The sequence below is a fragment of the Streptomyces sp. NPDC102467 genome, from assembly GCF_044765445.1.
Taxonomy (GTDB): domain Bacteria; phylum Actinomycetota; class Actinomycetes; order Streptomycetales; family Streptomycetaceae; genus Streptomyces.
On the sequence record NZ_JBIWKA010000004.1, the window covers coordinates 265,087 to 288,384 of the forward strand.

The following is a 23,298-nucleotide window of genomic DNA, read 5'->3' on the forward strand; positions in this document are numbered from 1 at the left end:
AGTGGGGAAAGAAGAGCGAACGGACGGCTCACAGCAGAGCGGCTCGCGGACCGTCCGGCTGCTCCAGACGCCGCTCGAGGATCGCGCGAGCGATCTCCGACGACTCGTCGTCCGTCAGCCGACGGAACCCGTCCTGCGAGATCACCGTGACGATCGGGAAGATCCGCCGCGCCATGTCGGGACCACCCGTCGCCGAATCGTCGTCCGCCGCGTCGTACAACGCCTGAATGACCAGCGTCGTCGCCTGCTCCTCCGTCAGGTCCTCGCGGTAGAGCTTCTTCATCGCTCCGCGCGCGAAGACCGAACCCGAACCCGTGGCGGCGTAGCCGTGCTCCTCGCTCCGCCCGCCCGTGACGTCGTACGAGAAGATGCGCCCTTTCTCGCGGTCGACGTCGTACCCCGCGAACAACGGCACGACGGCCAGCCCCTGCATGGCCATCGCGAGGTTCGACCGGATCATCGTGGAGAGCCGGTTCGCCTTGCCCTCCAGCGACAGCTGGGCGCCCTCGACCTTCTCGAAGTGCTCCAGCTCCAACTGGAAGAGCTTCACCATCTCGACGGCCAGACCGGCGGTGCCGGCGATGCCGACGGCCGAGTACTCGTCCGCCGGGAAGACCTTCTCGATGTCGCGCTGCGCGATCACGTTCCCCATCGTGGCCCGCCGGTCGCCGGCGAGTACGACGCCTCCGGGGAACGTCACGGAGACGATGGTCGTGCCGTGCGGGGCCTCGATGACACCCTGCGTCGGCGGCAACTGCCGGTTGCCCGGCAGGATTTCGGGCTGGTGCTCGGACAGGAAGTCCATGAAGGACGACGACCCGGGCGTCAGGAAGGCAGCCGGTAGACGCCCGGTGCTACGAGGGTTGGCTTCCACGCGTTTCCTTCCAGGTATGCGGCGGCCCGACGAGTGGTGTCGGGGTCGTCCCCCAACTTGCCGATGGCCGAATTGCAGTTGAAGCACAGTACGCCACGGACCCTACCCGTCTCGCGGCAGTGATCCACATGAACTGCGGGAGCCTTCAGGCAGATCACGCAGATCCCCATCTGGGAGGTGATCATCTCGTCGCGCTGGGCTTCGGTCATGCCGTAGTTGCGCTTGAGATGATGAGCACGCCCCTTGTCCGCCTTGCATGTTTTGCAGAGCGCGGCGAGACCGTCCGAGGCGGTTTTGTTCTTCGTCCACTCACTGTGCGGCTTGATCTCGCCACATGTGCGGCAGTACTTGTGCCCCTCTGGCGCCGCCACACGGGGCCTGACGTTCTCGCCCCGCGCAACCTGTCGCTCTTGGTGGTATTGCGCCCAGCACTCTCGGCAATATGCCTGGAGGCCGTCGCGGGCCGCCTTGTTACCAGCGAAGGCGTCCCGCGATTTCAGCACCTGGCACCGCGAGCACTTCTTCGGCACGGCCGAATCGGACATTAAGGCTATTCTCCGCCTTTCTGGACAAATGACCGAACGAAGTCCTCTGCGTTCTCCTCTAGGACGTCGTCGATCTCGTCCAGAACCGAGTCGACATCGTCGCTCAGCTTCTCCTGGCGCTCCTTGAGGTCCTCGGTCGACTGAGCGTCCTCTACCTGCTCCTCGACCTCCTCGGTGTTGCGCGTCGCCTTCTGCTGTCCGCCGCCGGTGTCCTTGGTCGCCATATCCAGCTCACCCCGCTCGGTTCGACATACACGTCGTACGTGTCGTACAGGCTGTTCGTGATCAGAACCCTACAAGTCGGGCCCGACATCGGCCCCGCAGTTTGTGGAACGTGCGGGACCCATCTCTGTGATTCCCCTGCCGCCAGGCTTTCAGCCGCGGATCAGCCGCCGGACAGCACGCGCACCAGATCCTCGGCCGTCCGACACCGGTCGAGCAGCTCTTTCACGTGGTTTCGCGTTCCGCGAAGGGGTTCGAGGGTTGGGACCCGTTGCAGTGAGTCGCGGCCGGGCAGGTCGAAGATCACCGAGTCCCAGGAGGCCGCGGCGACGTCGTCCGCGTACTGCTCGAGGCAGCGCCCGCGGAAGTACGCCCGGGTGTCCTCGGGCGGCGCCGTACGGGCCCTCTCGACCTCGGCCTCGGTCAGCAGGCGCTTCATCTTGCCGCGGGCCGCGAGGCGGTTGTAGAGGCCCTTCTCGGCCCGTACGTCGGCGTACTGGAGGTCGACCAGGTGCAGCCGCGCCGCGTCCCAGTCGAGGTTGTCACGGCGCCGGTAGCCCTCCATGAGCTCGCGCTTGGCGACCCAGTCGAGCTCGCCGGAGAGACTCATGGGATCGCTCTCCAGGCGGCCCAGGACGTCCTCCCAGCGCGTCAGGACATCCTTGGTCTGGTCGTCCGCGTCGGCACCGAAGCGCTCCTCGACGTACTTCCTTGCGAGCTCGTAGTACTCCATCTGCAGCTGGACCGCGGTGAGCGTGCGGCCGCTACGGAGGGTGATCAGATGCGTGAGCGAGGGGTCGTGCGAGACCTGGTGGAGGGTGCGGACCGGCTGGTCCACGGCCAGGTCGACCGCGATGAAGCCGTCCTCGATCATGGAGAGGACCAGGGCCGTCGTACCCAGCTTCAGATACGTCGAGATCTCGGAGAGGTTCGCGTCGCCGATGATCACGTGCAGCCGGCGGTACTTCTCCGCGTCCGAGTGCGGCTCGTCGCGGGTGTTGATGATCGGGCGTTTGAGCGTGGTCTCCAGGCCGACCTCGACCTCGAAGTAGTCCGCGCGCTGGCTGAGCTGGAAGCCGTGCTCGTGCCCGTCCTGACCGAGGCCGACACGGCCCGCGCCGGTGACGACCTGACGGGAGACGAAGAACGGTGTCAGGTGGCGCACGATGTCCGAGAAGGGGGTCTCCCGCTTCATCAGATAGTTCTCGTGCGTCCCGTAGGAGGCGCCCTTGTTGTCGGTGTTGTTCTTGTAGAGGTGGATCGGCTGGGCGCCCGGCAACTGGGCCGCGCGGTCGGCCGCCTCCGCCATGATGCGCTCGCCCGCCTTGTCCCACAGGACGGCGTCGCGCGGGTTGGTGATCTCCGGGGAGCTGTATTCCGGATGCGCGTGGTCGACGTAGAGGCGCGCCCCGTTGGTGAGGATGACGTTGGCCAGGCCGATGTCCTCGTCGGTGAGCTGGCTGGAGTCGGCGGAATCGCGCGCGAGGTCGAAGCCCCGGGCGTCGCGCAGCGGGTTCTCCTCCTCGAAGTCCCAGCGGGCGCGGCGGGCCCGGTGCATCGCCGCGGCATACGCGTTGACGATCTGGGACGAGGTGAGCATGGCATTGGCATTGGGGTGGCCGGGGACGGAGATTCCGTACTCCGTCTCGATGCCCATTACTCGCCGTACGGTCATGCGGCCCTCCTTGCCCGGCGCCGCCCTCGGTCGGGGGCGGCGCTCAAGTACCGCTGGTTCTCCGGTGCGTGTGCGGTGCCCGTCCCCGCACGGCGCGACTCGGCGGCATTGAAGAGCCTAGAACGCCTCCGCGCTGGTGGGGAGATCATTTGCGTCATTGCTTCGCTCCGACGTCGAGCGGGGGCCGCTTGATAGTTGCCTGGAAAAACAATGGGCTGCGGATACCCGGTCCGGGCACCCGCAGCCACCCTGTCTTTTACAGGTACTGCCCGGTGTTCGCCACCGTGTCGATGGAACGCCCGGTGTCCGCGCCCTGCTTTCCGGTGACAAGGGTACGGATGTAGACGATCCGCTCGCCCTTCTTTCCGGAGATCCTGGCCCAGTCGTCCGGGTTCGTGGTGTTGGGCAGGTCCTCGTTCTCCTTGAACTCGTCGATGCAGGCCTGCAGGAGATGAGAGACCCTGAGGCCCTTCTGCTTCTGCTCGAGGAAGGCCTTGATGGCCATCTTCTTTGCGCGGCCGACGATGTTCTCGATCATTGCGCCGGAGTTGAAGTCCTTGAAGTACAGGACTTCCTTGTCGCCGTTGGCGTACGTGACTTCGAGGAAGCGGTTCTCCTCGGATTCCGCGTACATGTGCTCCACGGCGGTCTGAATCATGTTCTGGACCGTGGCTCCCCGGTCGCTGCCGTGCTCGCCGAGGTCGTCGGAGTGCAGCGGAAGGCGCTGGGTGAGGTACTTCCCGAAGATGTCCTTGGCCGCTTCGGCGTCCGGGCGCTCGATCTTGATCTTCACGTCGAGTCGTCCGGGCCGCAGGATGGCCGGGTCGATCATGTCCTCACGGTTCGAGGCACCGATCACCACCACGTTCTGCAGGCCTTCGACACCGTCGATCTCGGCGAGCAGCTGCGGGACGATGGTGTTCTCCACGTCCGAGCTGACGCCGGATCCGCGGGTGCGGAAGAGGGATTCCATCTCGTCGAAGAAGACGATGACGGGAGTGCCCTCGCTGGCCTTCTCGCGGGCACGCTGGAAGACGAGGCGGATCTGCCGCTCGGTCTCACCGACGTACTTGTTGAGAAGCTCAGGGCCCTTGATGTTGAGGAAGAAGCTCTTGCCCTGGCCCTGTCCGGTCACCTCGGCGACCTTCTTGGCAAGGGAGTTGGCGACTGCCTTGGCGATCAGGGTCTTACCGCATCCGGGAGGCCCGTACAGCAGCACGCCCTTGGGCGGTCGCAGTTCGTGCTCCCGGTAGAGGTCCGGGTAGAGGTACGGCAGCTCGACCGCGTCGCGGATCAGCTCGATCTGGTTGCCCAGGCCGCCGATCTGCTCGTAGCCGATGTCCGGGACCTCTTCGAGGACGAGCTCTTCCACCTCGCTCTTCGGTACGACTTCGTAGACGTAGCCGGACCTGGATTCGAGAAGCAGCGCGTCGCCGGGGCGGATGACGACGTCGAGCAGCGGCTCGGCGAGCCGTACCACCCGTTCCTCGTCGGTGTGCCCGGTGACGAGGGCTCGCTCGCCGTCCTCGAGGATCTCCTTGAGGGTGACGATGTCGCCGACGCTCTCGTACTCCATGGCCTCGACCACGTTGAGCGCTTCGTTGAGCATTACTTCCTGGCCGCGCCTGAGCTCGTCGAGCTCGACGCTCGGGCTCACGTTCACACGGAGTTTGCGGCCGCCGGTGAAGATGTCGGCGGTACCGTCCTCGTTCGCGGTGAGGAAGACTCCGAAGCCGGCCGGCGGCTGTGCGAGCCGGTCGACTTCTTCCTTGAGGGCCACGATCTGGTCGCGGGCCTCGCGGAGTGTGTTGGCGAGCCGTTCGTTCTGAGCGGACACGCCGGCCAAGTTGGTCTGCAGCTCGACGATCCGCTCTTCGAGAATCCTCGTATGACGCGGAGAGTCGGCGAGCTTGCGCCGCAGGACGGCGATTTCCTGCTCGAGATAGGCAATCTGCCCGGCGGGGTCGTCGGACCCTCGTCCCGGGCGGATGCCGCGGTTGATGTCGTCGTCGTGGGCTGCCACGGTCCTCACCTCCTCCAAGGGGAGCTGGACGCTTCCAGACCCTACCTGGGTGGGTGTTGATTGAAACCCCTAGATCACAAAGACGGTCGGGGTGTGTCCGATCTTCACCCTTGCGCTCTCCCTCACGTCAGGTGAATACCCACCCAACAACATCGGAAAGCGGACGGTTGTAGGGTCGAACTGTTCAACACCCGTCAGGCCTGGCCCGACTTGCTCCTGTGAAGTCGGATTTCCGGGGCCACGACGCAGGAAACGGCAGGAGACATGACCGTGCAGCAAGAGGCCGGATCCGGCACCGACAGCAGTGTTCCGCTGGAGGTGTGGATCGACCAGGACCTGTGCACCGGGGACGGGATCTGTGCCCAGTACGCGCCGGAGGTCTTCGAGCTGGACATCGACGGTCTCGCATATGTGAAGAGCGCGGACGACGAGCTGCTGCAGGACGTGGGTGCCTCAACACCCGTACCGCTTCCGCTTCTCACGGATGTCGTGGCGTCCGCAAAAGAGTGCCCGGGTGACTGCATCCATGTACGACGCGTTTCGGACAGCGTCGAGGTGTACGGTCCCGACGCGGCGTGACGCCGCGGTGACCGCTTGCAGGTACGGCCAGGGGCCCCGCACACCGGAATGTCGGTGTGCGGGGCCCCTGGCCGTACCTGCGAGCGGTCAGACGCTACTGGCCCTGGCCGGGGTGGAGCGGACGAACCGCCCTCCCTGCCACTGCCACTTGGCTTGGTCGTGGACGTCCGGGCGGTAGCGCGGGACCGCGTCGGACGAGTAGCCGTCGAGGGTTGCGGTGACGGCTCCGTCATGGACGCGGAAGGCGCTGACGGAGAAGCGGTCCTTCGGGTCGACGAGTGTGGCGACGATCCGGGGCTTGGCGCCGGGGGGCTGGGTGAGGACATAGACCCCGTTGGGCGGGGTACCGGAGCCGGCGTCGCAGCGGACGACGGCGACCGTCTCGGGTCTGCCGTCGCCGTCGAGGTCGCCGGAGGCCTTCTTCTGTACGACGACCTTGACCGGGCCGCAGTTGAGCGGGAAGTGGACCCCGGCCGGATCGGGCGGGGCGACGGCCCTGGAGGTGACGGTGGGCGTCTTGGAGTCGGCCTGGGCGGCGGTGGCGGCGCCCGGCTGAAGGAAGCCGGAGGCCGCGACGACGGCGGCGAGCGCTGCCGCGGTGGCCAGCCAGTGGATGGGTCGGGTGGTGGTGTGCGCCAGTTCCGGGACGGCGGGTTGCTGCACTAGGAGTGTCTCCCGTGAGGGCTGTGCCGGTGGGGATGGCGAGCATCGTGCCATACGTCACAGTGCGGGGGAACGCCGGGGTCAGGGGTTTTCCGCCGTGGCTCCTGGTTGTGGTGCTGCCGCTGTGTCAACGAACGGACGCCGCCGCCGAGTTCCCGTATGCGGTGGGGAACTCGGCGGCGGCGCCGGTGCGTTCTGAGGTTGTACATCCCTGACGACTGGCCGACCGGTGGCTCAGCGGCCGCGGTTGCCGCCGTCGGCGTTGGGGCCGTCGTAGTCGTCGCCGTACGCGCCCTTGGCGGGGCGGCGGCGGCGCATGGGCGGCTCGACGCCGTCCGCGAGGCGGCGGGCGGTCAGCAGGAAGCCGGTGTGGCCGATCATCCGGTGGTCGGGGCGGACAGCGAGGCCCTCCACGTGCCAGTTGCGGATCATCGACTCCCACGAGGTGGGCTCGTTGAAGCAGCCGATCTCACGGATGGACTCGACGGTGCGGGCGAGCTGCGTGGTCGTGGCGACGTAGCAGCAGAGGATGCCGCCGGGGACGAGCGCCTTCTTGACGACGTCCAGGCACTCCCAGGGGGCCAGCATGTCGAGGATGACGCGGTCGACGTCACCGTCGGTCAGGTTGTCCTGGAGGTCGCCGACGGTCAGCTGCCAGGCCGGGTGCGGGCCGCCGAAGTAGCGCTCGACGTTGCCCTTGGCGATCTCGGCGAAGTCCTCTCGGCGCTCGTACGAGTGCAGCATGCCCTCGTCGCCGATGGCGCGCAGCAGGAAGCTGCTGAGCGAGCCGGAGCCCACGCCCGCTTCGACGACGCGCGCGCCGGGGAAGATGTCGGCGAAGGCCAGGATCTGCCCCGCGTCCTTGGGGTAGACCACGGCGGCGCCGCGGGGCATGGACAGGACGTAGTCGGGGAGCAGGGGGCGCAGCGCGAGGTAGGCGACGTTTCCGGTGGTGCGGACAACGCTGCCCTCGGGAGCGCCGATCAGCTCGTCGTGCGGGAAGGAACCCTTGTGGGTGTGGAAGTTCTTCCCGGCCTCGAGCGTGAACGTGTAGTGGCGGCCCTTGGGGTCGGTCAGCTGTACCTGGTCCCCGACCTTGAAGGGCCCGCGTCGGCGGGCGGCACCGGTCGGTTCGGACATGTGACCAGCCTACCGGGCCTCGCGGTGGCCGCCGACCACGCGGCTTTCGGGATGTTCTACGTGGGGCGGGCCATCGCCTTGACGAAGGCGCGTTCGACGTCTGCCGCGGAGAGGACGCCGTAGATCGCGCCGTTGTTCTCCACGACCAGGTATTCGGTCGCGGGGGCCGCGCGGAGGGTGTCGAGGAGGTCCTCGCCGGCCAGTTCGGCGGAGACGCGCATGCCGTCGGTGAGGTCCTGGGCGAGGCCGCTGACGGCGACCCAGGGGCGGCGGTGTTCGGGGATGCCGACGATGGCGGCCTCGCGGACCAGGGAGCGGGGTTCGCCGTCGACGTCGACGACGACGAGGGCGCGGGCCCCTGACTCGTTGGCGCGGCGCAGTGCTTCGGAGAGCGGGGTCGCCGCTTCCACGGGGACGGCGCGGCGGGTGAGGGTGCGGGCGCGCAGCTCCGGGAGGTGTTCGCGGAGCCGGGCCATGCGCAGGCTGTTGCCGGCGCCGGTCCAGATGATCGCGGCGAGGATGGCGGCGAGCAGGGCGTCGGTGACGGTGTCCATGCCGCTGACGTCCTCGGCGCTCTGGCCGAGGGCGCCGGACTGGGTGAGCAGGGGCAGGCCGATGAGGACGGTGACGGCGAGGGCGCGGCCGACCCAGGCGGCGGCGACGGTGCCGCTCATGGGCTTGCCGGTGATCTTCCAGACGACGGCGCGGAGCATGCGGCCGCCGTCGAGGGGCAGGCCGGGCAGCAGGTTGAACGCGGCGACGATGAGGTTGGACACCATCAGTCCGGCCAGCAGTACGCCCGGGACGGTGCCGGGCTCGACCGCCATCATGCCGAGGTAGAAGACGCCGGAGAGGACGAGGGAGAGCAGGGGCCCGACGAAGGCGAGGACGAATTCGCGGCCTGGGGTCTCCGACTCCTTCTCGATCTCGGAGACTCCGCCGAAGAACTGCAGCATGATCCGGCGGACCGGGAGCTTGAAGCGCAGGGCGGCGACGACGTGGGCGAGTTCGTGGACGAGCACGGAGGCGTAGAAGGCGACCGCGAAGAAGAGGGAGACCAGGTAGCGGGCGGCGCCGAGTTCGGGCAGGACGCGGTCGAGCTGGCCGCCGAACACCCAGGTGATGAGCGCGGCGACGAGGAACCAGCTGGGCGCGACGTAGACCGGTACGCCGAAGGGGCGTCCCATGAGGATGCCGCCCCGGGGCTCGGGGCGCTTGGCAGGTCCCTTGCGTGTGCGCTTGCCGGAGGTGGCGGCGGCGCGGTCGGGGTGACTGTCGTAGGGGTGCGCCGGGTTCTCGTCCTGCGGGGTCTCGGTCTGCGGAACCGGGTCCGTCGAGGCCGGGTCCGTCGAGGCCGGGTCCGTCGAGGCCGGGTCCTTCGAGGCCGGGTCCTTCGAGGCCGGGTCCTTCGAGGCCGAGTCCGTCGAGGCCGGGTCCTTCGAGGCCGGGTCTTGCGGGGCCGGGTCCGCCGGAGCGGGCGCGGCGGCGGGGTCCTGGCCCGCGCCGGGGTCATCGGGGGCCGCGTCGGCCGGGGGCTCCTGCGGCCGGGGCGCGTCCGCGTCGACCGGAGCGGAGTTCTCCGGGGCGGATGGCGCGGCGGAGTCGGGCCGGGCCTGTGCGAGACGCCCTCCGGTGTCCCGCGTGGGCGGCGTCGCCTCGCCGGTGCCGGACTGCGGCTGCCCGCTCTCGTCCACGGTGATCCCTCGGTCCCCTCGTTCGAGCGTTTCCCGCCGGGGCGGGACGTTCTGGCGTCGATGGTATGCGGACGGTGTCCGGTGGCCCCCGTCGACTCCCCCGGGCCACGCTACGCAAGACGCCGTGGACGCGCAGGTGCCTGACTGTCAGTGGCGGGCCGTATCGTCGTGGGTCATGGAGACCAGTACCGAGACGGGCGCGGAGAGCGGCCCGGAGCCCGGGCCCGAGAGCGGCCCGGCCAAGGCCGTCGCCGCCGTCGCCCCGGCGTCGCTCTCGCCTTCGCGCGCGAGCGATTTCATGCAGTGCCCGTTGCTGTACCGGTTTCGGGTGATCGACAAGCTGCCGGAGAAGCCGAGCGAGGCGGCGACGCGGGGCACGCTGGTCCATGCCGTACTGGAGAGACTTTTCGACGCGCCGGCCGGGGAGCGGACCGCGCCGCAGGCCAAGTCGCTGATCCCGGGCCAGTGGGACCGGCTGCGGGAGTCCAGGCCTGAGCTGGGCGAGCTGTTCGCCGACGATGCCGAGGGCGAGCGGATGACGCGGTGGCTCGGCGATGCGGAGCGGCTCGTCGAGCGGTGGTTCACGCTGGAGGATCCGACCCGCCTGGAGCCTGCCGAGCGGGAGCTCTTCGTCGAGGCCCAGCTGGAGTCCGGCCTCAAGCTGCGCGGCATCATCGACCGGGTCGACGTGGCGCCCACCGGCGAGGTGCGGATCGTCGACTACAAGACGGGCAAGGCGCCCCGGCCCGAGTACGCCGAGGGCGCGCTGTTCCAGATGAAGTTCTACGCGCTGGTGGTGTGGCGGCTGAAGGAGGTCGTACCGCGGCGGCTGCAGCTCGTCTATCTGGGGAGTGGGGATGTGCTGACCTACGACCCGGTGATCGCCGACCTGGAGCGCATGGAGCGCAAGTTGCACGCGCTGTGGGACGCGATCCGGCAGGCCACCGAGACCGGCGAGTGGCGGCCGCGCCGGACGAAGCTGTGCGGCTGGTGCGATCACCGGGCGGTCTGTCCTGAATTCGGGGGGACTCCCCCGCCCTATCCGCTGCCGGTGCGCTTGTCCGCGGACGCTCCGGCCGGGAGCCCCGGGGCCGCTCCGGAGGTGGCGCAGCCGCTCGAGGTCAGGGTGGCCGAGTCCGGCAGGCCCTAGCAGGGCAGAATGGGCCCGGACTATCGAAGGAGTGTTTCGTGGCCATCCGCGTCCTACTGGTCGATGACCAGCCGCTGCTGCGTACCGGCTTCCGCATGATTTTGGAGGCCGAGCAGGACATCGCGGTCGTCGGTGAGGCCGGAGACGGCCTGCAGGCTCTCGATCAAGTCCGGGCGCTGCAGCCCGATGTGGTGCTCATGGACATCCGGATGCCGCGGATGGACGGTGTCGAGGCGACCCGGCAGATCACCGGTCCCGAGCGGGACGGTCCGGCGAAGGTGCTCGTCCTGACGACCTTCGATCTCGACGAGTACGTCGTGGAGGCGCTGCGGGCGGGGGCCAGCGGCTTCCTCCTCAAGGACGCCCCGGCGAACGAGCTGGTACAGGCGATCCGCGTGGTCGCCGGCGGCGAGGCGATGCTCGCGCCGAGCATCACGCGCCGCCTGCTCGACAAGTACGCGGACCATCTGCCGTCGGGTGACGAGCCGGTGCCGGACACGCTGCACACGCTGACGGAGCGTGAGGTGGAGGTGCTCAAGCTGGTGGCCCGCGGCTTGTCGAACGCGGAGATCGCCGCCGATCTGTTCGTGAGCGAGACGACCGTGAAGACCCATGTCGGCCATGTGCTCACGAAGTTGGGGCTGCGCGACCGGGTGCAGGCCGCCGTGTACGCGTACGAGAGCGGCCTCGTCCGGCCGGGCGCCCAGTAGTCACGCGGGCACCGACGACGTACGGCGAAGGCGGCGGTCACCTCCGGGTGACCGCCGCCTTCGTGTGTGCCGTGGAGGGATCAGCCGCTGATGCCGCGGCCCAGTTCCCACAGCTGGAGGACCGAGGAGGAGGACAGCGCCCGCTCCACGCCCGTGATGTCGTCGCGCGCGGCGACGTACTGCTTGCCCTGCCAGAGCGGCAGGACGGGCACGTCCTCGGCAACGATGTTCTGGATCTGCTGGAGGCTCTTGGACGCGGTGAGCCGGTCGGCCTCGCGGCGCTCGGCCGGGATCAGGTCGTTGCGGATGGTGCCGTTCGCGTAGGGGGACGCGATGGTGTTGTCCTTGTCGAGGAACGGCGCGAGGAAGCTGTCGGCGTCGGGGAAGTCGGGGAACCAGCCCATGCCGTAGACGTCGTACTTGCCCTTGAGCTCATCGGCGCGGAAGGTGTCCCAGACGTCGCCCTTGATGGTGACGTCGAAGAGGCCGCTCGCGTTCAGCTGCTTCCGCAGGACCTCGAACTCCTTCTTCGTGGCCGAGCCGTAGTGGTCGGTCGTGTAGTGCAGGGTGAGCTTGACCGGCGTGGTGATGTTCGCCCGGTTCAGCGCCGCCGCGGCCTTCGACTTGTCCGGGTCGCCGTACTTGTTGAAGAACGAGTTCTGGTGACCGGTGACACCCGCGGGCACCATCGAGTACAAGGGGTCGGCGGTGGTGCCGTACACCTTCGAGATCAGCTCGCCGCGGTCCACGATCTGGGCCATGGCCTGGCGGACGGCCTTGTCCTTGGTGTTACCCGCGGCGGTGTCGAAGCCGATGTAGCGGATCTCCATGCCCGGCGTCTCGACCAGGTTGATGTTCTTGGGGGGGTTGGTCGAATACGTGTTGATCTGCTCCGGGGACATGGCGCGCGTCATCACGTCGACGTCGCCCTTCTCCAGCGCCTTGCCCATGGCGTCCGCCCCGTCGAAGGAGACCAGGGACACCTCGTTGTTCTTCGGCTTCAACTGACCCTTGTAGTTCGGGTTCTTGGTGAAGACGGCCTTGACGAGGGTGTTGTCCTTGACCTCGGCCTTCATCGTGTACGGGCCGGATCCGTCGATCTCGAAGCCCTTGCGCAGCGCGTTCTTCGAGTAGTCGTCGGGGCTGACGATGCCGGCGACGGGCGTGGCCAGCTTGTACGGGAAGGTCGCGTCCGGTGTGTTCAGGTGGAAGATCACCTGGTCGTCGCCCTGCGTCTCGACGGTGTCGATCGTGGAGAGCAGGCCGTACACCATGCTGGCGCTCTTGATCTTGAGGACGCGGTCGATGGAGAACTTCACGTCGGCGGCGGTGATCGGATCGCCGTTGGCGAACTTCAGGTCCTTGCGGAGCTTGCAGACGTACCGCTCGCTGCCGCTGTCGGTGAAGATGCAGCTCTCGGCGGCGTCGGGCACCGGGTCGCCGCTGCCGCTGCGGGGCATCGCCATCAGCGTCTGCACGGTCTGGCGCAGCACGTTCCAGGAGCCGACGTCGTAGGCGTCGGCCGGGTCGAACGGGGCGGGGGTGGACTTCGACGCCACGAACCGGTCGGTGGTGCCCACGGCGATCCCGTCGCCGCTCTCGCTCCCACTGTCGGACCCGCCGCACGCGACGAGCACGGGGGCAAGCAGACCGATGACGGCCGGCAGCACCAAAGTCTTGCGGTTCATGCTCGAAGTTCTCCAGAGCTGTCGATCCCGTGGACCTGGGCAAGGGGTGATGCGCGCGGGCCAACGGGTGGGTTAAGGCGATGTTCTCGCGACGACATTAATGGGCTCGCCGTCGTGGCCCGCGGGCGCTGGAGCCGGTCGCCCATCACGCAGCGGAATCAGGCGTGGACGCACCGAAAACACCTCAGGAGGAAGGTTAGGCACAGGGGGCGACCAATCGGGACACAAGGTCACGCCAGGGCGCGCGCGGGGCCGTTGCGCAGCATGGCCGACCGGAGCTGTCGACCCCCTGTCAAGTGGGAAAGGTCACATGTTCAACTGGGTTGGTGAGCGCTGGGATTCAGCCAACCGGCAGCCTTCAGATCGTCATCAGGCCATGCAGGAAAGGCAGGTTGACGTGCTCGAGGGAGGGGACGACGGTGCGCCGGTGGGCCGGCTCGATCGGCGCGACGGACGGTACGGCGACAACGTGGCACCCCGCGGCCTCGGCAGCGGCGACGCCGGTGGCGGTGTCCTCGATGACGGCGCACCGCCCGGGTTCGGCGCTCAGGCCGGAGGCGGCGATCAGATACGGGTCGGGGTGCGGCTTGGTGCGGGAGACCTCGTCACCGGCGACGGTGAGGCGGAAGTTCTGCGCGCCGAGCGAGTGCAGGACGCGGTCGATGATGCGCCGGTGCGAGGCGGAGACGAGCGCGGTCGGCACCTGGTGCGCGGCCAGCTCCGCGAGGAGTCTCGCGGCGCCCGGCATTAGGGGCAGCGACTGGCCGATGCGTCGTTCGAAGGCGTCGTTGAGCAGCACGGTCACTTCGGCGATGGTGACGTCGGCACCGGTCGCCTCGATGAGGAAGCCCGCGCTGCGGGTCATGGGGCCGCCGACGACGACCTGTTTCCAGGCGGGGTCGAGGGTGTGGCCGAGGTCGGCGAAGACAGCGCTCTCGGCGTCCCACCAGAAGCCCTCGGTGTCGACGAGGGTTCCGTCCATGTCGAGGAGCACAGCCTGCAGCGTGGAGCCTTCGGCCGTTCGGGTACCGAATGCGGGGACCGTACTGGTCATCCGAGTACACCTCCATGAGGGACGAGAAGGCCGGTCACCCTCCCTGAGCGGGAGAGCGACCGGCCTGCACTGGACCGACCAGTGTACGACTGTCGCGGAATACCGCGCGTCGTTATATATCCCGGCGCGACTTCGGCTGGATCTCCGCCCTGGCTTCAAAGCTGCCGGGCGCAGATGCACAGCTAGCGCGCGTTGAAGTACTTCGCTTCGGGGTGGTGGATGACGATCGCGTCGGTGGACTGCTCGGGGTGGAGCTGGAACTCCTCGGAGAGCTGCACGCCGATCCGCTCGGGTTCGAGCAGTGCGGCGATCTTGGCGCGGTCCTCCAGGTTGGGGCAGGCGCCGTAGCCGAGCGAGAAGCGGGCGCCCCGGTACTTCAGGGCGAACATGTCCTCCATGGCGTCCGGGTCCTCGCCGGCGAAGCCCAGCTCGGAGCGGACGCGGGCGTGCCAGTACTCGGCGAGCGCCTCGGCCAACTGGACGGACAGGCCGTGCAGTTCGAGGTAGTCGCGGTAGGAGTCGGAGGCGAACAGTTCGGCCGTGGCCTCGCCGATCCTCGAGCCGACGGTGACGACCTGCAGACCGATGACGTCGGTTGCGCCGGACTCCTCGGGGCGGAAGAAGTCGGCCAGGCACAGGCGCCGGCCGCGGCGCTGGCGCGGGAAGGTGAACCGGGTCCGCTCGTTCCCGTCGTCGTCCAGGATGAGCAGGTCGTCGCCCTTGGACACACAGGGGAAGTAGCCGTACACGACGGCCGCCTCCAGCAGGTTCTTGGTGTGCAGTTCGTCGAGCCAGCCGCGCAGTCGCGGACGGCCCTCGGTCTCCACCAGTTCCTCGTATGTGGGCCCGTTCCCGGTACGCGCCTGCTTCAGGCCCCACTGGCCCTTGAACAGGGCGCCCTCGTCCAGCCAGGAGGCGTACTCCTTGAGCTGGATGCCCTTGATGACGCGGGTGCCGCGGAACGGCGGCTCCGGGATCGGGTTGTCGACGGCGACGTCGGAGCGCGCGGGCCCCTCGTCGTCCTGCTCCTCGATCACGGCGTTGCCCGCCTTGACCCGGCGTTGCTTGAGTTCGGGCAGGGTGGCGCCGGGCACACCGCGCTTGACCGCGATGAGCGCGTCCATCAACCGCAGCCCCTCGAACGCGTCCCGCGCGTAACGGACTTCGCCCTCGTAGATCTCGTGCAGGTCCTGCTCGACATAGGCGCGGGTCAGCGCGGCACCACCCAGGATCACCGGGTAATCGGCGGCCATCTTGCGCTGGTTGAGCTCCTGCAGGTTCTCCTTCATGATCACCGTGGACTTGACCAGCAGCCCGGACATCCCGATGACATCGGCCCGGTGCTCCTCGGCCGCCTCCAGGATCGCCGACACCGGCTGCTTGATCCCCAGGTTCACCACGTTGTAGCCGTTGTTGGACAGGATGATGTCGACCAGGTTCTTGCCGATGTCGTGCACGTCCCCGCGCACCGTGGCCAGCACGATCGTGCCCTTGCCCTCGGAGTCCGACTTCTCCATGTGGGGTTCGAGGTAGGCGACCGCGTTCTTCATCACCTCGGCCGACTGCAGCACGAACGGCAACTGCATCTGCCCCGACCCGAACAGCTCACCGACGACCTTCATGCCCTCGAGCAGGGTGTCGTTGACGATCTCCAGCGCGGGGCGCGACTCCAGCGCCTCCGCCAGATCGTCGGTGAGGCCGTTCTTCTCGCCGTCGATGATCCGCGCCTTGAGGCGCTCCTCCAGCGGCAGCGCCGCCAGCTCCTCGGCCTTGCCCGCCTTCAGCGACTTCGCCGTCGCGCCCTCGAACAGCGCCATCAGCTTCTGCAGGGGGTCGTAACCCTCACTGCGGCGGTCGTAGACCAGGTCGAGGGCCGTCTGCACCTGCTCCTCGTCGAAGCGGGCGATCGGCAGGATCTTGGAGGCGTGCACGATCGCCGAATCCAGGCCCGCCTTCGTGCACTCGTCCAGGAAGACGGAGTTCAGCACGATCCGGGCGGCCGGGTTCAGACCGAAGGAGATGTTCGACAGGCCCAGGGTGGTCTGCACGTCCGGGCGGCGGCGCTTGAGCTCGCGGATCGCCTCGATCGTCGCGATGCCGTCCTTACGGGATTCCTCCTGACCCGTACAGATCGTGAAGGTCAGGCAGTCGATCAGGATGTCCGACTCGTGGATGCCCCAGTTGGTCGTGAGGTCCTCGATCAGGCGCTCGGCGATGGCCACCTTGTGCTCGACCGTACGCGCCTGACCCTCCTCGTCGATGGTCAGCGCGATCAGCGCCGCACCGTGCTCCCGCGCCAGCTGCGTGACCTTCGCGAAGCGGGACTCCGGGCCGTCACCGTCCTCGTAGTTGACGCTGTTCAGGACCGCGCGGCCGCCCAGCTTCTCCAGACCGGCCCGCAGCACCGGCACCTCGGTGGAGTCCAGCACGATCGGCAGCGTCGACGCGGTCGCGAACCGGCCGGCCAGCTCCGCCATATCGGCCACGCCGTCCCGCCCGACGTAGTCCACGCAGAGGTCGAGCATGTGCGCGCCCTCGCGGATCTGGTCGCGGGCCATCTCCACACAGTCGTCCCAGCGGGCCTCCAGCATGGCCTCGCGGAACTTCTTCGACCCGTTGGCGTTCGTCCGCTCACCGATCGCCATGTAGGCGGTGTCCTGGCGGAAGGGGACTGTCTGGTAGAGGGAGGCGGCACCCGGCTCGGGGCGCGGCTCGCGCCGCGTCGGCTGCGCGCCGCGGACCCGCTCCACCACCTGGCGCAGGTGCTCCGGGGTGGTGCCGCAGCAGCCGCCGACCAGGGAGAGGCCGTACTCGCGCACGAACGTCTCCTGCGCGTCCGCCAGCTCCTCGGCGGTCAGCGGGTAGTGCGCGCCGTCCTTGGTCAGCACCGGCAGACCCGCGTTCGGCATCGCCGAGATCGGGATCCGCGAGTGCCGGGAGAGATAGCGCAGGTGCTCGCTCATCTCCGCCGGGCCGGTCGCGCAGTTCAGGCCGATCATGTCGATGCCCAGCGGCTCCAGGGCCGTCAGCGCCGCGCCGATCTCCGAACCGAGCAGCATCGTGCCGGTCGTCTCGACGGTGACCGAGCAGATCAGGGGCAGGTTCGTGCCGGTGGCGTCCAGGGCACGGCGCGCGCCGATGACCGACGCCTTCGTCTGCAAGAGGTCCTGCGTGGTCTCCACCAGCAGCGCGTCCGCACCGCCGGCGATCAGACCCTCCGCGTTCCGCTGATACGCGTCACGCAGTGTCTCGTAGGGGGCGTGTCCCAGGGTCGGCAGCTTGGTGCCGGGGCCCATCGAGCCCAGCACCCAGCGCTGCTGACCCGTGGACGCGGTGAACTCGTCCGCGACCTCGCGGGCCACTCGCGCACCGGACTCCGACAGCTCGAAGACGCGTTCGGCGATGTCGTACTCACCCAGCGCGGCATGATTCGCGCCGAACGTGTTCGTCTCCACGCAGTCGACGCCCACGGCGTAGTACGCCTCGTGGACGGAGCGCACGATGTCGGGGCGGGTGATGTTCAGGATCTCGTTGCAGCCTTCGAGCTGCTGGAAGTCCTCAAGGGTGGGATCCTGCGCCTGCAACATGGTGCCCATCGCGCCGTCGGCCACCACTACGCGGGTGGCGAGGGCTTCGCGGAGGGCGTCCACGCGGGCTCGGGAATCGGTGGCGGGCGTTGGCAACGAGGCCATGAAAGTGCTCCCTGAGGTGCGACGGCTGTCGGCTTTGCGGCTCCACTCCTGGAGGCGCACCCGGCCAGGGTAGCCGGGACCAAGGTCCGTTCGTGAAGACGTCCACGGCGTGGAATGTCGCCCGTCGCGCTGCGCCGACACGGGCCCGCGGCAGCCGGCGGGGGTTCCTGACAGAAAACGGGCCGAAATATAGGCTCACGCCGCATTAGCAGGAGGTCGGCAACGACCGATACTGTTCAGCATTGTCGAACGATGCCTGGCGACCCCTGTCGCGAGAGGAACCGAGGGAGGAAGGGACTGCGATGGCACGCAACATCCAGTCGCTCGAACGGGCCGCGGCGATGCTGCGGCTCCTCGCGGGCGGTGAGCGGCGGCTCGGTCTCTCGGACATCGCCTCCGCCGTCGGTCTCGCCAAGGGCACGGCCCACGGCATCCTGCGCACCCTGCAGGCCGAGGGCTTCGTCGAGCAGGACACGGCGTCGGGGCGTTACCAGCTGGGCGCCGAGTTGCTGCGTCTCGGGAACAGCTATCTGGACGTGCACGAGCTGCGGGCCCGCGCCCTGGTGTGGACGGACGATCTGGCCCGCTCCAGCGGGGAGGCCGTCTATCTGGGGGTGCTGCACCAGCAGGGCGTGCTGATCGTGCACCACGTCTTCCGGCCCGACGACAGCCGGCAGGTCCTGGAGGTCGGGGCGATGCAGCCGCTGCACTCGACGGCCCTGGGCAAGGTTCTGACCTCGTACGACCCGGTGGCGCACAGCGAGGCGATGGAGGCCGAGCGGAAGGACTTCACGGCGCGGACGGTGTCCGACCTCGCGGGTTTCGAGACGGTGCTCGATCTGACCCGCGCGCGTGGGTACGCCGAGGACGTCGAGGAGACCTGGGAGGGCGTCGCCTCGGTCGCGGCGCCGATCCACGACCGGCACCGGATGCCGGTGGGCGCGGTCGGGATCACCGGGGCGGTCGAGCGGGTCTGCAAGGCCGACGAGAAGGACGCGCTGCGGCCCGAGCTGATCGCCGCCGTGCGGGACTGCGCCCGTGCCGTCTCCCGTGATCTGGGTGCCAGCCGGTTCTGAGCCGCCCCGGCCCCTGCCCTGTCGTCAGCCCCGTCTTCGGACGGGGCTTTCGCCGTTGCGGGGTCTTCTCAAGGTGCAGCGTGCACCTTTCCGCGCGACCATCGATGAACATCCATCACCACACAGTCACCGATAACCACGATCTATCAATAACGATCGTGCTTTGAATAACAGAACCCTTGACGATCGAGTAACCCCGGAGCGAGACTCGCGTCCATCGGTCGGCATTGTCGAACACCTACCGGCAATAAGCGTTAGAGTGTGACGAGGCCAGCCGAAACCGCCCTCACTTGAGGGCGCGGACCACCGGAGACGGACCCGGGGTTCGGTTTTCCCTGGACGAAGGACAAAGGAGTCGCGGGTGTCCAGCTCCGACATCTTCATCGGCGAGACCATCGGTACCGCCGTGCTCATCCTGCTGGGCGGTGGCGTGTGCGCCGCCGTCACTTTCAAGCGCTCGAAGGCGTACGAGGCCGGCTGGGTCGCCATCGCCTTCGGTTGGGGCTTCGCGGTCCTGACCGGCGCCTACCTCGCGAGCGGCGTCTCCGGCGCCCATCTGAACCCGGCGGTCACCATCGGCCTCGCCATCGAGGGCGGCACCAAGTGGAGCGACGTACCGCTCTATCTGGGCTCACAGCTCCTCGGCGCGATGATCGGCGCCGTGCTGGTCTGGGCGACGTACTACGGACAGTTCCACGCGCACCTGACCGACCCGGAGATCATCGCCGCGCAGCCGGACGAGGACGGTCTGGTCGACCAGAAGGCCGCGCCCAAGGCGGGCCCCGTGCTCGGTGTCTTCTCGACGGGCCCGGAGATCCGGCACTACGTGCAGAACCTGATCACGGAGGTCATCGCGACGGCCGTCCTGGTCCTCGCCATCCTCACGCAGGGCCTGAACGACGGCGGCAACGGCCTGGGCACCCTCGGCGCCCTGATCACCGCGCTCGTCGTGGTCAGCATCGGTCTCTCGCTCGGTGGCCCCACGGGCTACGCGATCAACCCGGTCCGTGACCTCGGTCCGCGCATCGTGCACGCGCTGCTGCCGCTGCCCAACAAGGGCGGCTCCGACTGGTCGTACGCCTGGATCCCGGTCGCGGGACCGCTGATCGGCGGCGCCATCGCCGGTGGCCTCTACAACATCGCGTTCAAGTAGACCGGCCCGGCACCGCGAGCACCCCGCCCGAGCATCGAGAACTTCAGGAGCACCCCGTGACCGACGCACACACCGCAGGACCCTTCATCGCGGCGATCGACCAGGGCACCACGTCGAGCCGCTGCATCGTGTTCGACAAGGACGGCCGGATCGTCTCCGTCGACCAGAAGGAGCACGAGCAGATCTTCCCGAAGCCGGGCTGGGTCGAGCACGACGCGAAGGAGATCTGGGCCAACGTCCAGGAAGTCGTCGCCAGTGCCGTCACCAAGGCCGGCATCACCCGGGACGACATCAAGGCCATCGGCATCACCAACCAGCGCGAGACCACTCTCCTCTGGGACAAGAACACCGGTGAGCCCGTCCACAACGCGATCGTCTGGCAGGACACCCGCACCGACGCCCTGTGCAAGGAGCTCGGGCGCAACGTCGGGCAGGACCGCTTCCGTCGTGAGACCGGTCTGCCGCTCGCCTCGTACTTCGCCGGGCCCAAGGCCCGCTGGCTGCTCGACAACGTCGAGGGCCTGCGCGAGCGCGCCGAGGCCGGCGACATCCTCTTCGGCACGATGGACAGCTGGGTCATCTGGAACCTGACGGGCGGGGTGAACGGCGGCAAGCACGTCACCGACGTCACCAACGCCTCCCGCACGATGCTGATGAGCCTGCACACGATGCAGTGGGACGAGAAGATCTGCTCCTCCATCGGCGTCCCGATGAACATGCTGCCCGAGATCCGCTCCTCCGCCGAGGTCTACGGCGAGGTCACCGGCGGCACGCTCGGCGACGTCCTGCGCGGCGTCCCCGTCGCCTCGGCGCTCGGCGACCAGCAGGCGGCCCTGTTCGGCCAGACCTGTTTCGCCGAGGGCGAGGCCAAGTCCACGTACGGCACCGGCACCTTCATGCTGATGAACACCGGTGACAAGGCCATCAACTCCTACTCCGGGCTGCTGACCACGGTCGGCTACCAGATCGGCGACCAGAAGCCGGTCTACGCCCTGGAGGGCTCCATCGCCGTCACCGGTTCGCTGGTGCAGTGGATGCGTGACCAGATGGGCCTCATCAAGTCGGCCGCCGAGATCGAGACGCTCGCGTCGTCGGTCGAGGACAACGGCGGCGCGTACTTCGTGCCCGCCTTCTCCGGCCTCTTCGCACCGTACTGGCGCCCCGACGCCCGCGGTGTGATCACCGGCCTGACCCGGTACGTCACCAAGGCGCACATCGCGCGCGCCGTCCTGGAGGCCACGGCCTGGCAGACCCGTGAGATCAGCGACGCCATGACGAAGGACTCCGGCGTCGAGCTCACGGCCCTCAAGGTCGACGGCGGCATGACCTCCAACAACCTGCTGATGCAGACCCTGGCCGACGTCCTGGACGCCCCCGTGGTGCGCCCGATGGTCGCCGAGACCACCTGCCTCGGCGCCGCCTACGCCGCCGGTCTCGCCGTCGGCTTCTGGACCAACACCGAGGATCTGCGCGCCAACTGGCGCCGGGCCGCGGAATGGACCCCGAACATGGCCGCGGAGACCCGTGACCGTGAGTACAAGAGCTGGCTCAAGGCCGTCGAACGGTCCATGGGCTGGCTCGAAGACAGCTCTGTCGAGGAGTAAGACCCCACCATGACTACCCAGTCCACCCTGCAGACCGTGCCTGCCCTCGGAACGCACCCGGCCGCCGGCTCCAACCCGAGCCGCGCCGAGACCCGCGAGCAGCTTTCCAAGGCGACGTACGACCTACTGGTGATCGGCGGCGGCATCCTGGGCATCTCCACTGCCTGGCACGCGGCGCAGTCCGGTCTCAGGGTGGCTCTGGTCGACGCCGGCGACTTCGCCGGCGCCACCTCCTCCGCCTCCTCGAAGCTGCTCCACGGCGGTCTGCGCTACCTGCAGACCGGCGCGGTGAAGCTGGTCGCGGAGAACCACTTCGAGCGGCGGGCGGTGTCCCGGAACGTGGCGCCGCACCTCGCGAACCCGCTCACCTTCTACCTGCCCGTCTACAAGGGCGGCCCGCACGGCGCGGCCAAGCTGGGCGCGGGTGTCTTCGCGTACAGCGCCCTTTCGGCGTTCGGTGACGGCGTCGGGCACCTGCTCTCCCCCGGCAAGGCGCAGCAGGACGTGCCCGAGCTGCGCACCGAGAACCTGAAGGCCGTGGCCGTGTACGGCGACGACCAGATGAACGACGCGCGGATGGCGCTGATGACGGTGCGCGCCGCGGTCGACGCCGGTGCCGTCGTGCTCAACCACGCGGAGGTCACCGGCCTGCGCTTCACCAAGGGCCGGGTCACGGGCGCGGAGCTCAAGGACCGCACGAGCGGTGACGAGTTCGGTGTGAGCGCGCGGCTCGTGCTGAACGCGACCGGTCCGTGGGTCGACCACCTGCGCAAGATGGAGGACCCGAACTCGGCCCCCTCCATCCGCCTCTCCAAGGGCGCGCACCTGGTCCTGAAGCGCACCTCGCCGTGGAAGGCCGCGCTGGCCACTCCGATCGACAAGTACCGCATCACCTTCGCCCTCCCCTGGGAGGACATGCTGCTGCTCGGTACGACCGACGAGGAGTACGAGGGGGACCCGGCGGACGTCGCGGTCAATGAGAAGGACATCGACCAGATCCTCGACGAGGCCGCCTTCTCCGTGCGCGACCAGCAGCTGAACCGGGATCTGATCACGTACTCCTTCGCGGGTCTGCGGGTGCTGCCCGGCGGCCCCGGCAACACGTCGAAGGCCAAGCGCGAGACGGTCGTCACCGAGGGCAGGGGCGGCATGCTGTCCGTCGCGGGCGGCAAGTGGACGACGTTCCGCCACATCGGCCGTACGGTGATGAAGAAGCTGGAGGCGCTGCCGGGCCACCCGCTCGGTGACGACTTCGAGCCGATCGACAAGCTGCCGAAGCGGATGCCGCTCCCCGGTGTCGCCAACCCGCGGGCCGTCGCGCACCGCCTCCTGGTGGACAATCCGGCGCCCGGCCCGCGGATGGCCGCCGACACCGCCAACCACCTGGCGACGCACTACGGTTCGCTGGCCTTCGACATCGCGCGCCTGGCCAACGAGAACCCGGCACTCGGCGAGCGGGTCCACCCGGACGCGCCGGAGATCTGGGCGCAGGTCGCGTACGCGCGCGACCACGAGTGGGCCGAGACGGCCGACGACGTGCTGCGCCGCCGCACCACGCTGACGATCCGCGGCCTCGCCACGGACGACGTACGCGGCAAGGTGCAGGCCCTTCTCGAAGAGAAGTAGGCCCGCGGGTCCTTGAGTTGAGGGGCGGCTCCCACCCGGGGGCCGCCCCTCCCGCGTGTCCGGGGGCGCTGCCATGCCGTGTACACACAGCCGCAACGCCCGGGAGCGAGAGTGGGGAGGACGAGCGAGG

At 68.6% G+C, this 23,298-nt stretch carries 18 protein-coding genes; 7 read left to right on the top strand and 11 right to left on the bottom strand.

What is annotated here, in order from left to right:
- Positions 1-28 precede the first annotated feature (28 nt).
- From prcB to arc, 5 genes are all read right to left on the bottom strand, one after another.
- A complete protein-coding gene (prcB, locus tag ACIREE_RS09840; protein ID WP_404148827.1) occupies positions 29-874 on the bottom strand; it encodes a proteasome subunit beta in 846 nt (281 codons plus the stop codon).
- The gene (locus tag ACIREE_RS09845) at positions 826-1,419 is read right to left on the bottom strand and encodes an endonuclease VII domain-containing protein (protein ID WP_404148830.1); all 594 of its coding nucleotides are present in this window, start codon (positions 1,417-1,419) and stop codon (positions 826-828) included. Before ACIREE_RS09845 ends, prcB begins: the two co-directional genes overlap by 49 nt.
- 5 nt (positions 1,420-1,424) lie before the next feature.
- A complete protein-coding gene (locus ACIREE_RS09850; RefSeq protein WP_404148832.1) occupies positions 1,425-1,643 on the bottom strand; it encodes a ubiquitin-like protein Pup in 219 nt (72 codons plus the stop codon).
- Positions 1,644-1,804: 161 nt separating this feature from the next.
- Positions 1,805-3,316, bottom strand: a complete 1,512-nt coding sequence (dop, locus tag ACIREE_RS09855) for a depupylase/deamidase Dop (RefSeq protein ID WP_404148834.1) — start codon at positions 3,314-3,316, stop codon at positions 1,805-1,807.
- Between the two features lie 256 nt (positions 3,317-3,572).
- A complete protein-coding gene (gene arc, locus ACIREE_RS09860; protein WP_404148837.1) occupies positions 3,573-5,339 on the bottom strand; it encodes a proteasome ATPase in 1,767 nt (588 codons plus the stop codon).
- Positions 5,340-5,603: 264 nt separating this feature from the next.
- On the opposite strand from arc, the gene ACIREE_RS09865 reads away from it, so the two are divergent.
- Entirely contained in the window at positions 5,604-5,918 is a 315-nt protein-coding gene (locus ACIREE_RS09865; protein ID WP_404148840.1) for a ferredoxin, read from the top strand.
- 87 nt (positions 5,919-6,005) lie between these two features.
- Here ACIREE_RS09865 and ACIREE_RS09870 read toward each other — a convergent pair whose 3' ends face one another.
- The 3 genes from ACIREE_RS09870 to ACIREE_RS09880 all read right to left on the bottom strand — a co-directional run bounded on the left by ACIREE_RS09870 (position 6,006) and on the right by ACIREE_RS09880 (position 9,415).
- Positions 6,006-6,581: a hypothetical protein gene (locus ACIREE_RS09870; protein WP_404148843.1), complete on the bottom strand. Its 576-nt coding sequence runs from the start codon at positions 6,579-6,581 to the stop codon at positions 6,006-6,008.
- Between the two features lie 234 nt (positions 6,582-6,815).
- Positions 6,816-7,721: a tRNA (adenine-N1)-methyltransferase gene (locus ACIREE_RS09875; RefSeq protein ID WP_404148845.1), complete on the bottom strand. Its 906-nt coding sequence runs from the start codon at positions 7,719-7,721 to the stop codon at positions 6,816-6,818.
- Between the two features lie 56 nt (positions 7,722-7,777).
- Positions 7,778-9,415, bottom strand: coding sequence for a site-2 protease family protein (locus tag ACIREE_RS09880; RefSeq protein ID WP_404148848.1), 1,638 nt, complete (start codon positions 9,413-9,415; stop codon positions 7,778-7,780).
- A 175-nt stretch (positions 9,416-9,590) separates the two neighbouring features.
- Here ACIREE_RS09880 and ACIREE_RS09885 point away from each other — a divergent pair, with 175 nt between their 5' ends.
- A complete protein-coding gene (locus ACIREE_RS09885; RefSeq protein ID WP_404148851.1) occupies positions 9,591-10,565 on the top strand; it encodes a RecB family exonuclease in 975 nt (324 codons plus the stop codon).
- Positions 10,566-10,603: 38 nt separating this feature from the next.
- The gene (locus tag ACIREE_RS09890) at positions 10,604-11,275 is read left to right on the top strand and encodes a response regulator (RefSeq protein WP_404148853.1); all 672 of its coding nucleotides are present in this window, start codon (positions 10,604-10,606) and stop codon (positions 11,273-11,275) included.
- Between the two features lie 80 nt (positions 11,276-11,355).
- Here ACIREE_RS09890 and ACIREE_RS09895 read toward each other — a convergent pair whose 3' ends face one another.
- The 3 genes from ACIREE_RS09895 to metH form a co-directional block, all read right to left on the bottom strand.
- Positions 11,356-12,963 carry an ABC transporter substrate-binding protein gene (locus ACIREE_RS09895; protein ID WP_404148856.1) on the bottom strand — a complete coding sequence of 536 codons (1,608 nt, stop codon included), beginning with the start codon at positions 12,961-12,963 and terminating at the stop codon, positions 11,356-11,358.
- A 358-nt stretch (positions 12,964-13,321) separates the two neighbouring features.
- On the bottom strand, positions 13,322-14,017 hold the full coding sequence (locus ACIREE_RS09900) for an HAD-IA family hydrolase (RefSeq protein ID WP_404148859.1): 696 nt from the start codon (positions 14,015-14,017) through the stop codon (positions 13,322-13,324).
- A gap of 182 nt (positions 14,018-14,199) precedes the next feature.
- Positions 14,200-17,709 carry a methionine synthase gene (metH, locus tag ACIREE_RS09905; protein ID WP_404148862.1) on the bottom strand — a complete coding sequence of 1,170 codons (3,510 nt, stop codon included), beginning with the start codon at positions 17,707-17,709 and terminating at the stop codon, positions 14,200-14,202.
- Between the two features lie 302 nt (positions 17,710-18,011).
- Between metH and ACIREE_RS09910 the strand changes: the two genes are divergently transcribed.
- The 4 genes from ACIREE_RS09910 to ACIREE_RS09925 all read left to right on the top strand — a co-directional run bounded on the left by ACIREE_RS09910 (position 18,012) and on the right by ACIREE_RS09925 (position 23,168).
- Positions 18,012-18,785, top strand: coding sequence for an IclR family transcriptional regulator (locus ACIREE_RS09910; protein WP_404148864.1), 774 nt, complete (start codon positions 18,012-18,014; stop codon positions 18,783-18,785).
- 361 nt (positions 18,786-19,146) lie between these two features.
- On the top strand, positions 19,147-19,938 hold the full coding sequence (locus tag ACIREE_RS09915) for an MIP/aquaporin family protein (RefSeq protein WP_404148867.1): 792 nt from the start codon (positions 19,147-19,149) through the stop codon (positions 19,936-19,938).
- Positions 19,939-19,994: 56 nt separating this feature from the next.
- The gene (gene glpK / locus ACIREE_RS09920; protein WP_404148870.1) at positions 19,995-21,542 is read left to right on the top strand and encodes a glycerol kinase GlpK; all 1,548 of its coding nucleotides are present in this window, start codon (positions 19,995-19,997) and stop codon (positions 21,540-21,542) included.
- Between the two features lie 9 nt (positions 21,543-21,551).
- On the top strand, positions 21,552-23,168 hold the full coding sequence (locus tag ACIREE_RS09925) for an FAD-dependent oxidoreductase (RefSeq protein ID WP_404148873.1): 1,617 nt from the start codon (positions 21,552-21,554) through the stop codon (positions 23,166-23,168).
- Positions 23,169-23,298: the final 130 nt, after the last annotated feature.

What these genes read in the sequence shown, in the direction of transcription:
- ACIREE_RS09845 (WP_404148830.1), bottom strand. Translation starts at nt 1,419, where the DNA reads ATGTCCGATTCGGCCGTGCCGAAGAAGTGCTCGCGGTGCCAGGTGCTG.
- ACIREE_RS09850 (WP_404148832.1), bottom strand. Translation starts at nt 1,643, where the DNA reads ATGGCGACCAAGGACACCGGCGGCGGACAGCAGAAGGCGACGCGCAAC.
- dop (WP_404148834.1), bottom strand. Translation starts at nt 3,316, where the DNA reads ATGACCGTACGGCGAGTAATGGGCATCGAGACGGAGTACGGAATCTCC.
- ACIREE_RS09865 (WP_404148840.1), top strand. Translation starts at nt 5,604, where the DNA reads ATGACCGTGCAGCAAGAGGCCGGATCCGGCACCGACAGCAGTGTTCCG.
- ACIREE_RS09875 (WP_404148845.1), bottom strand. Translation starts at nt 7,721, where the DNA reads ATGTCCGAACCGACCGGTGCCGCCCGCCGACGCGGGCCCTTCAAGGTC.
- ACIREE_RS09885 (WP_404148851.1), top strand. Translation starts at nt 9,591, where the DNA reads ATGGAGACCAGTACCGAGACGGGCGCGGAGAGCGGCCCGGAGCCCGGG.
- ACIREE_RS09895 (WP_404148856.1), bottom strand. Translation starts at nt 12,963, where the DNA reads ATGAACCGCAAGACTTTGGTGCTGCCGGCCGTCATCGGTCTGCTTGCC.
- ACIREE_RS09900 (WP_404148859.1), bottom strand. Translation starts at nt 14,017, where the DNA reads ATGACCAGTACGGTCCCCGCATTCGGTACCCGAACGGCCGAAGGCTCC.
- metH (WP_404148862.1), bottom strand. Translation starts at nt 17,709, where the DNA reads ATGGCCTCGTTGCCAACGCCCGCCACCGATTCCCGAGCCCGCGTGGAC.
- ACIREE_RS09910 (WP_404148864.1), top strand. Translation starts at nt 18,012, where the DNA reads ATGGCACGCAACATCCAGTCGCTCGAACGGGCCGCGGCGATGCTGCGG.
- ACIREE_RS09925 (WP_404148873.1), top strand. Translation starts at nt 21,552, where the DNA reads ATGACTACCCAGTCCACCCTGCAGACCGTGCCTGCCCTCGGAACGCAC.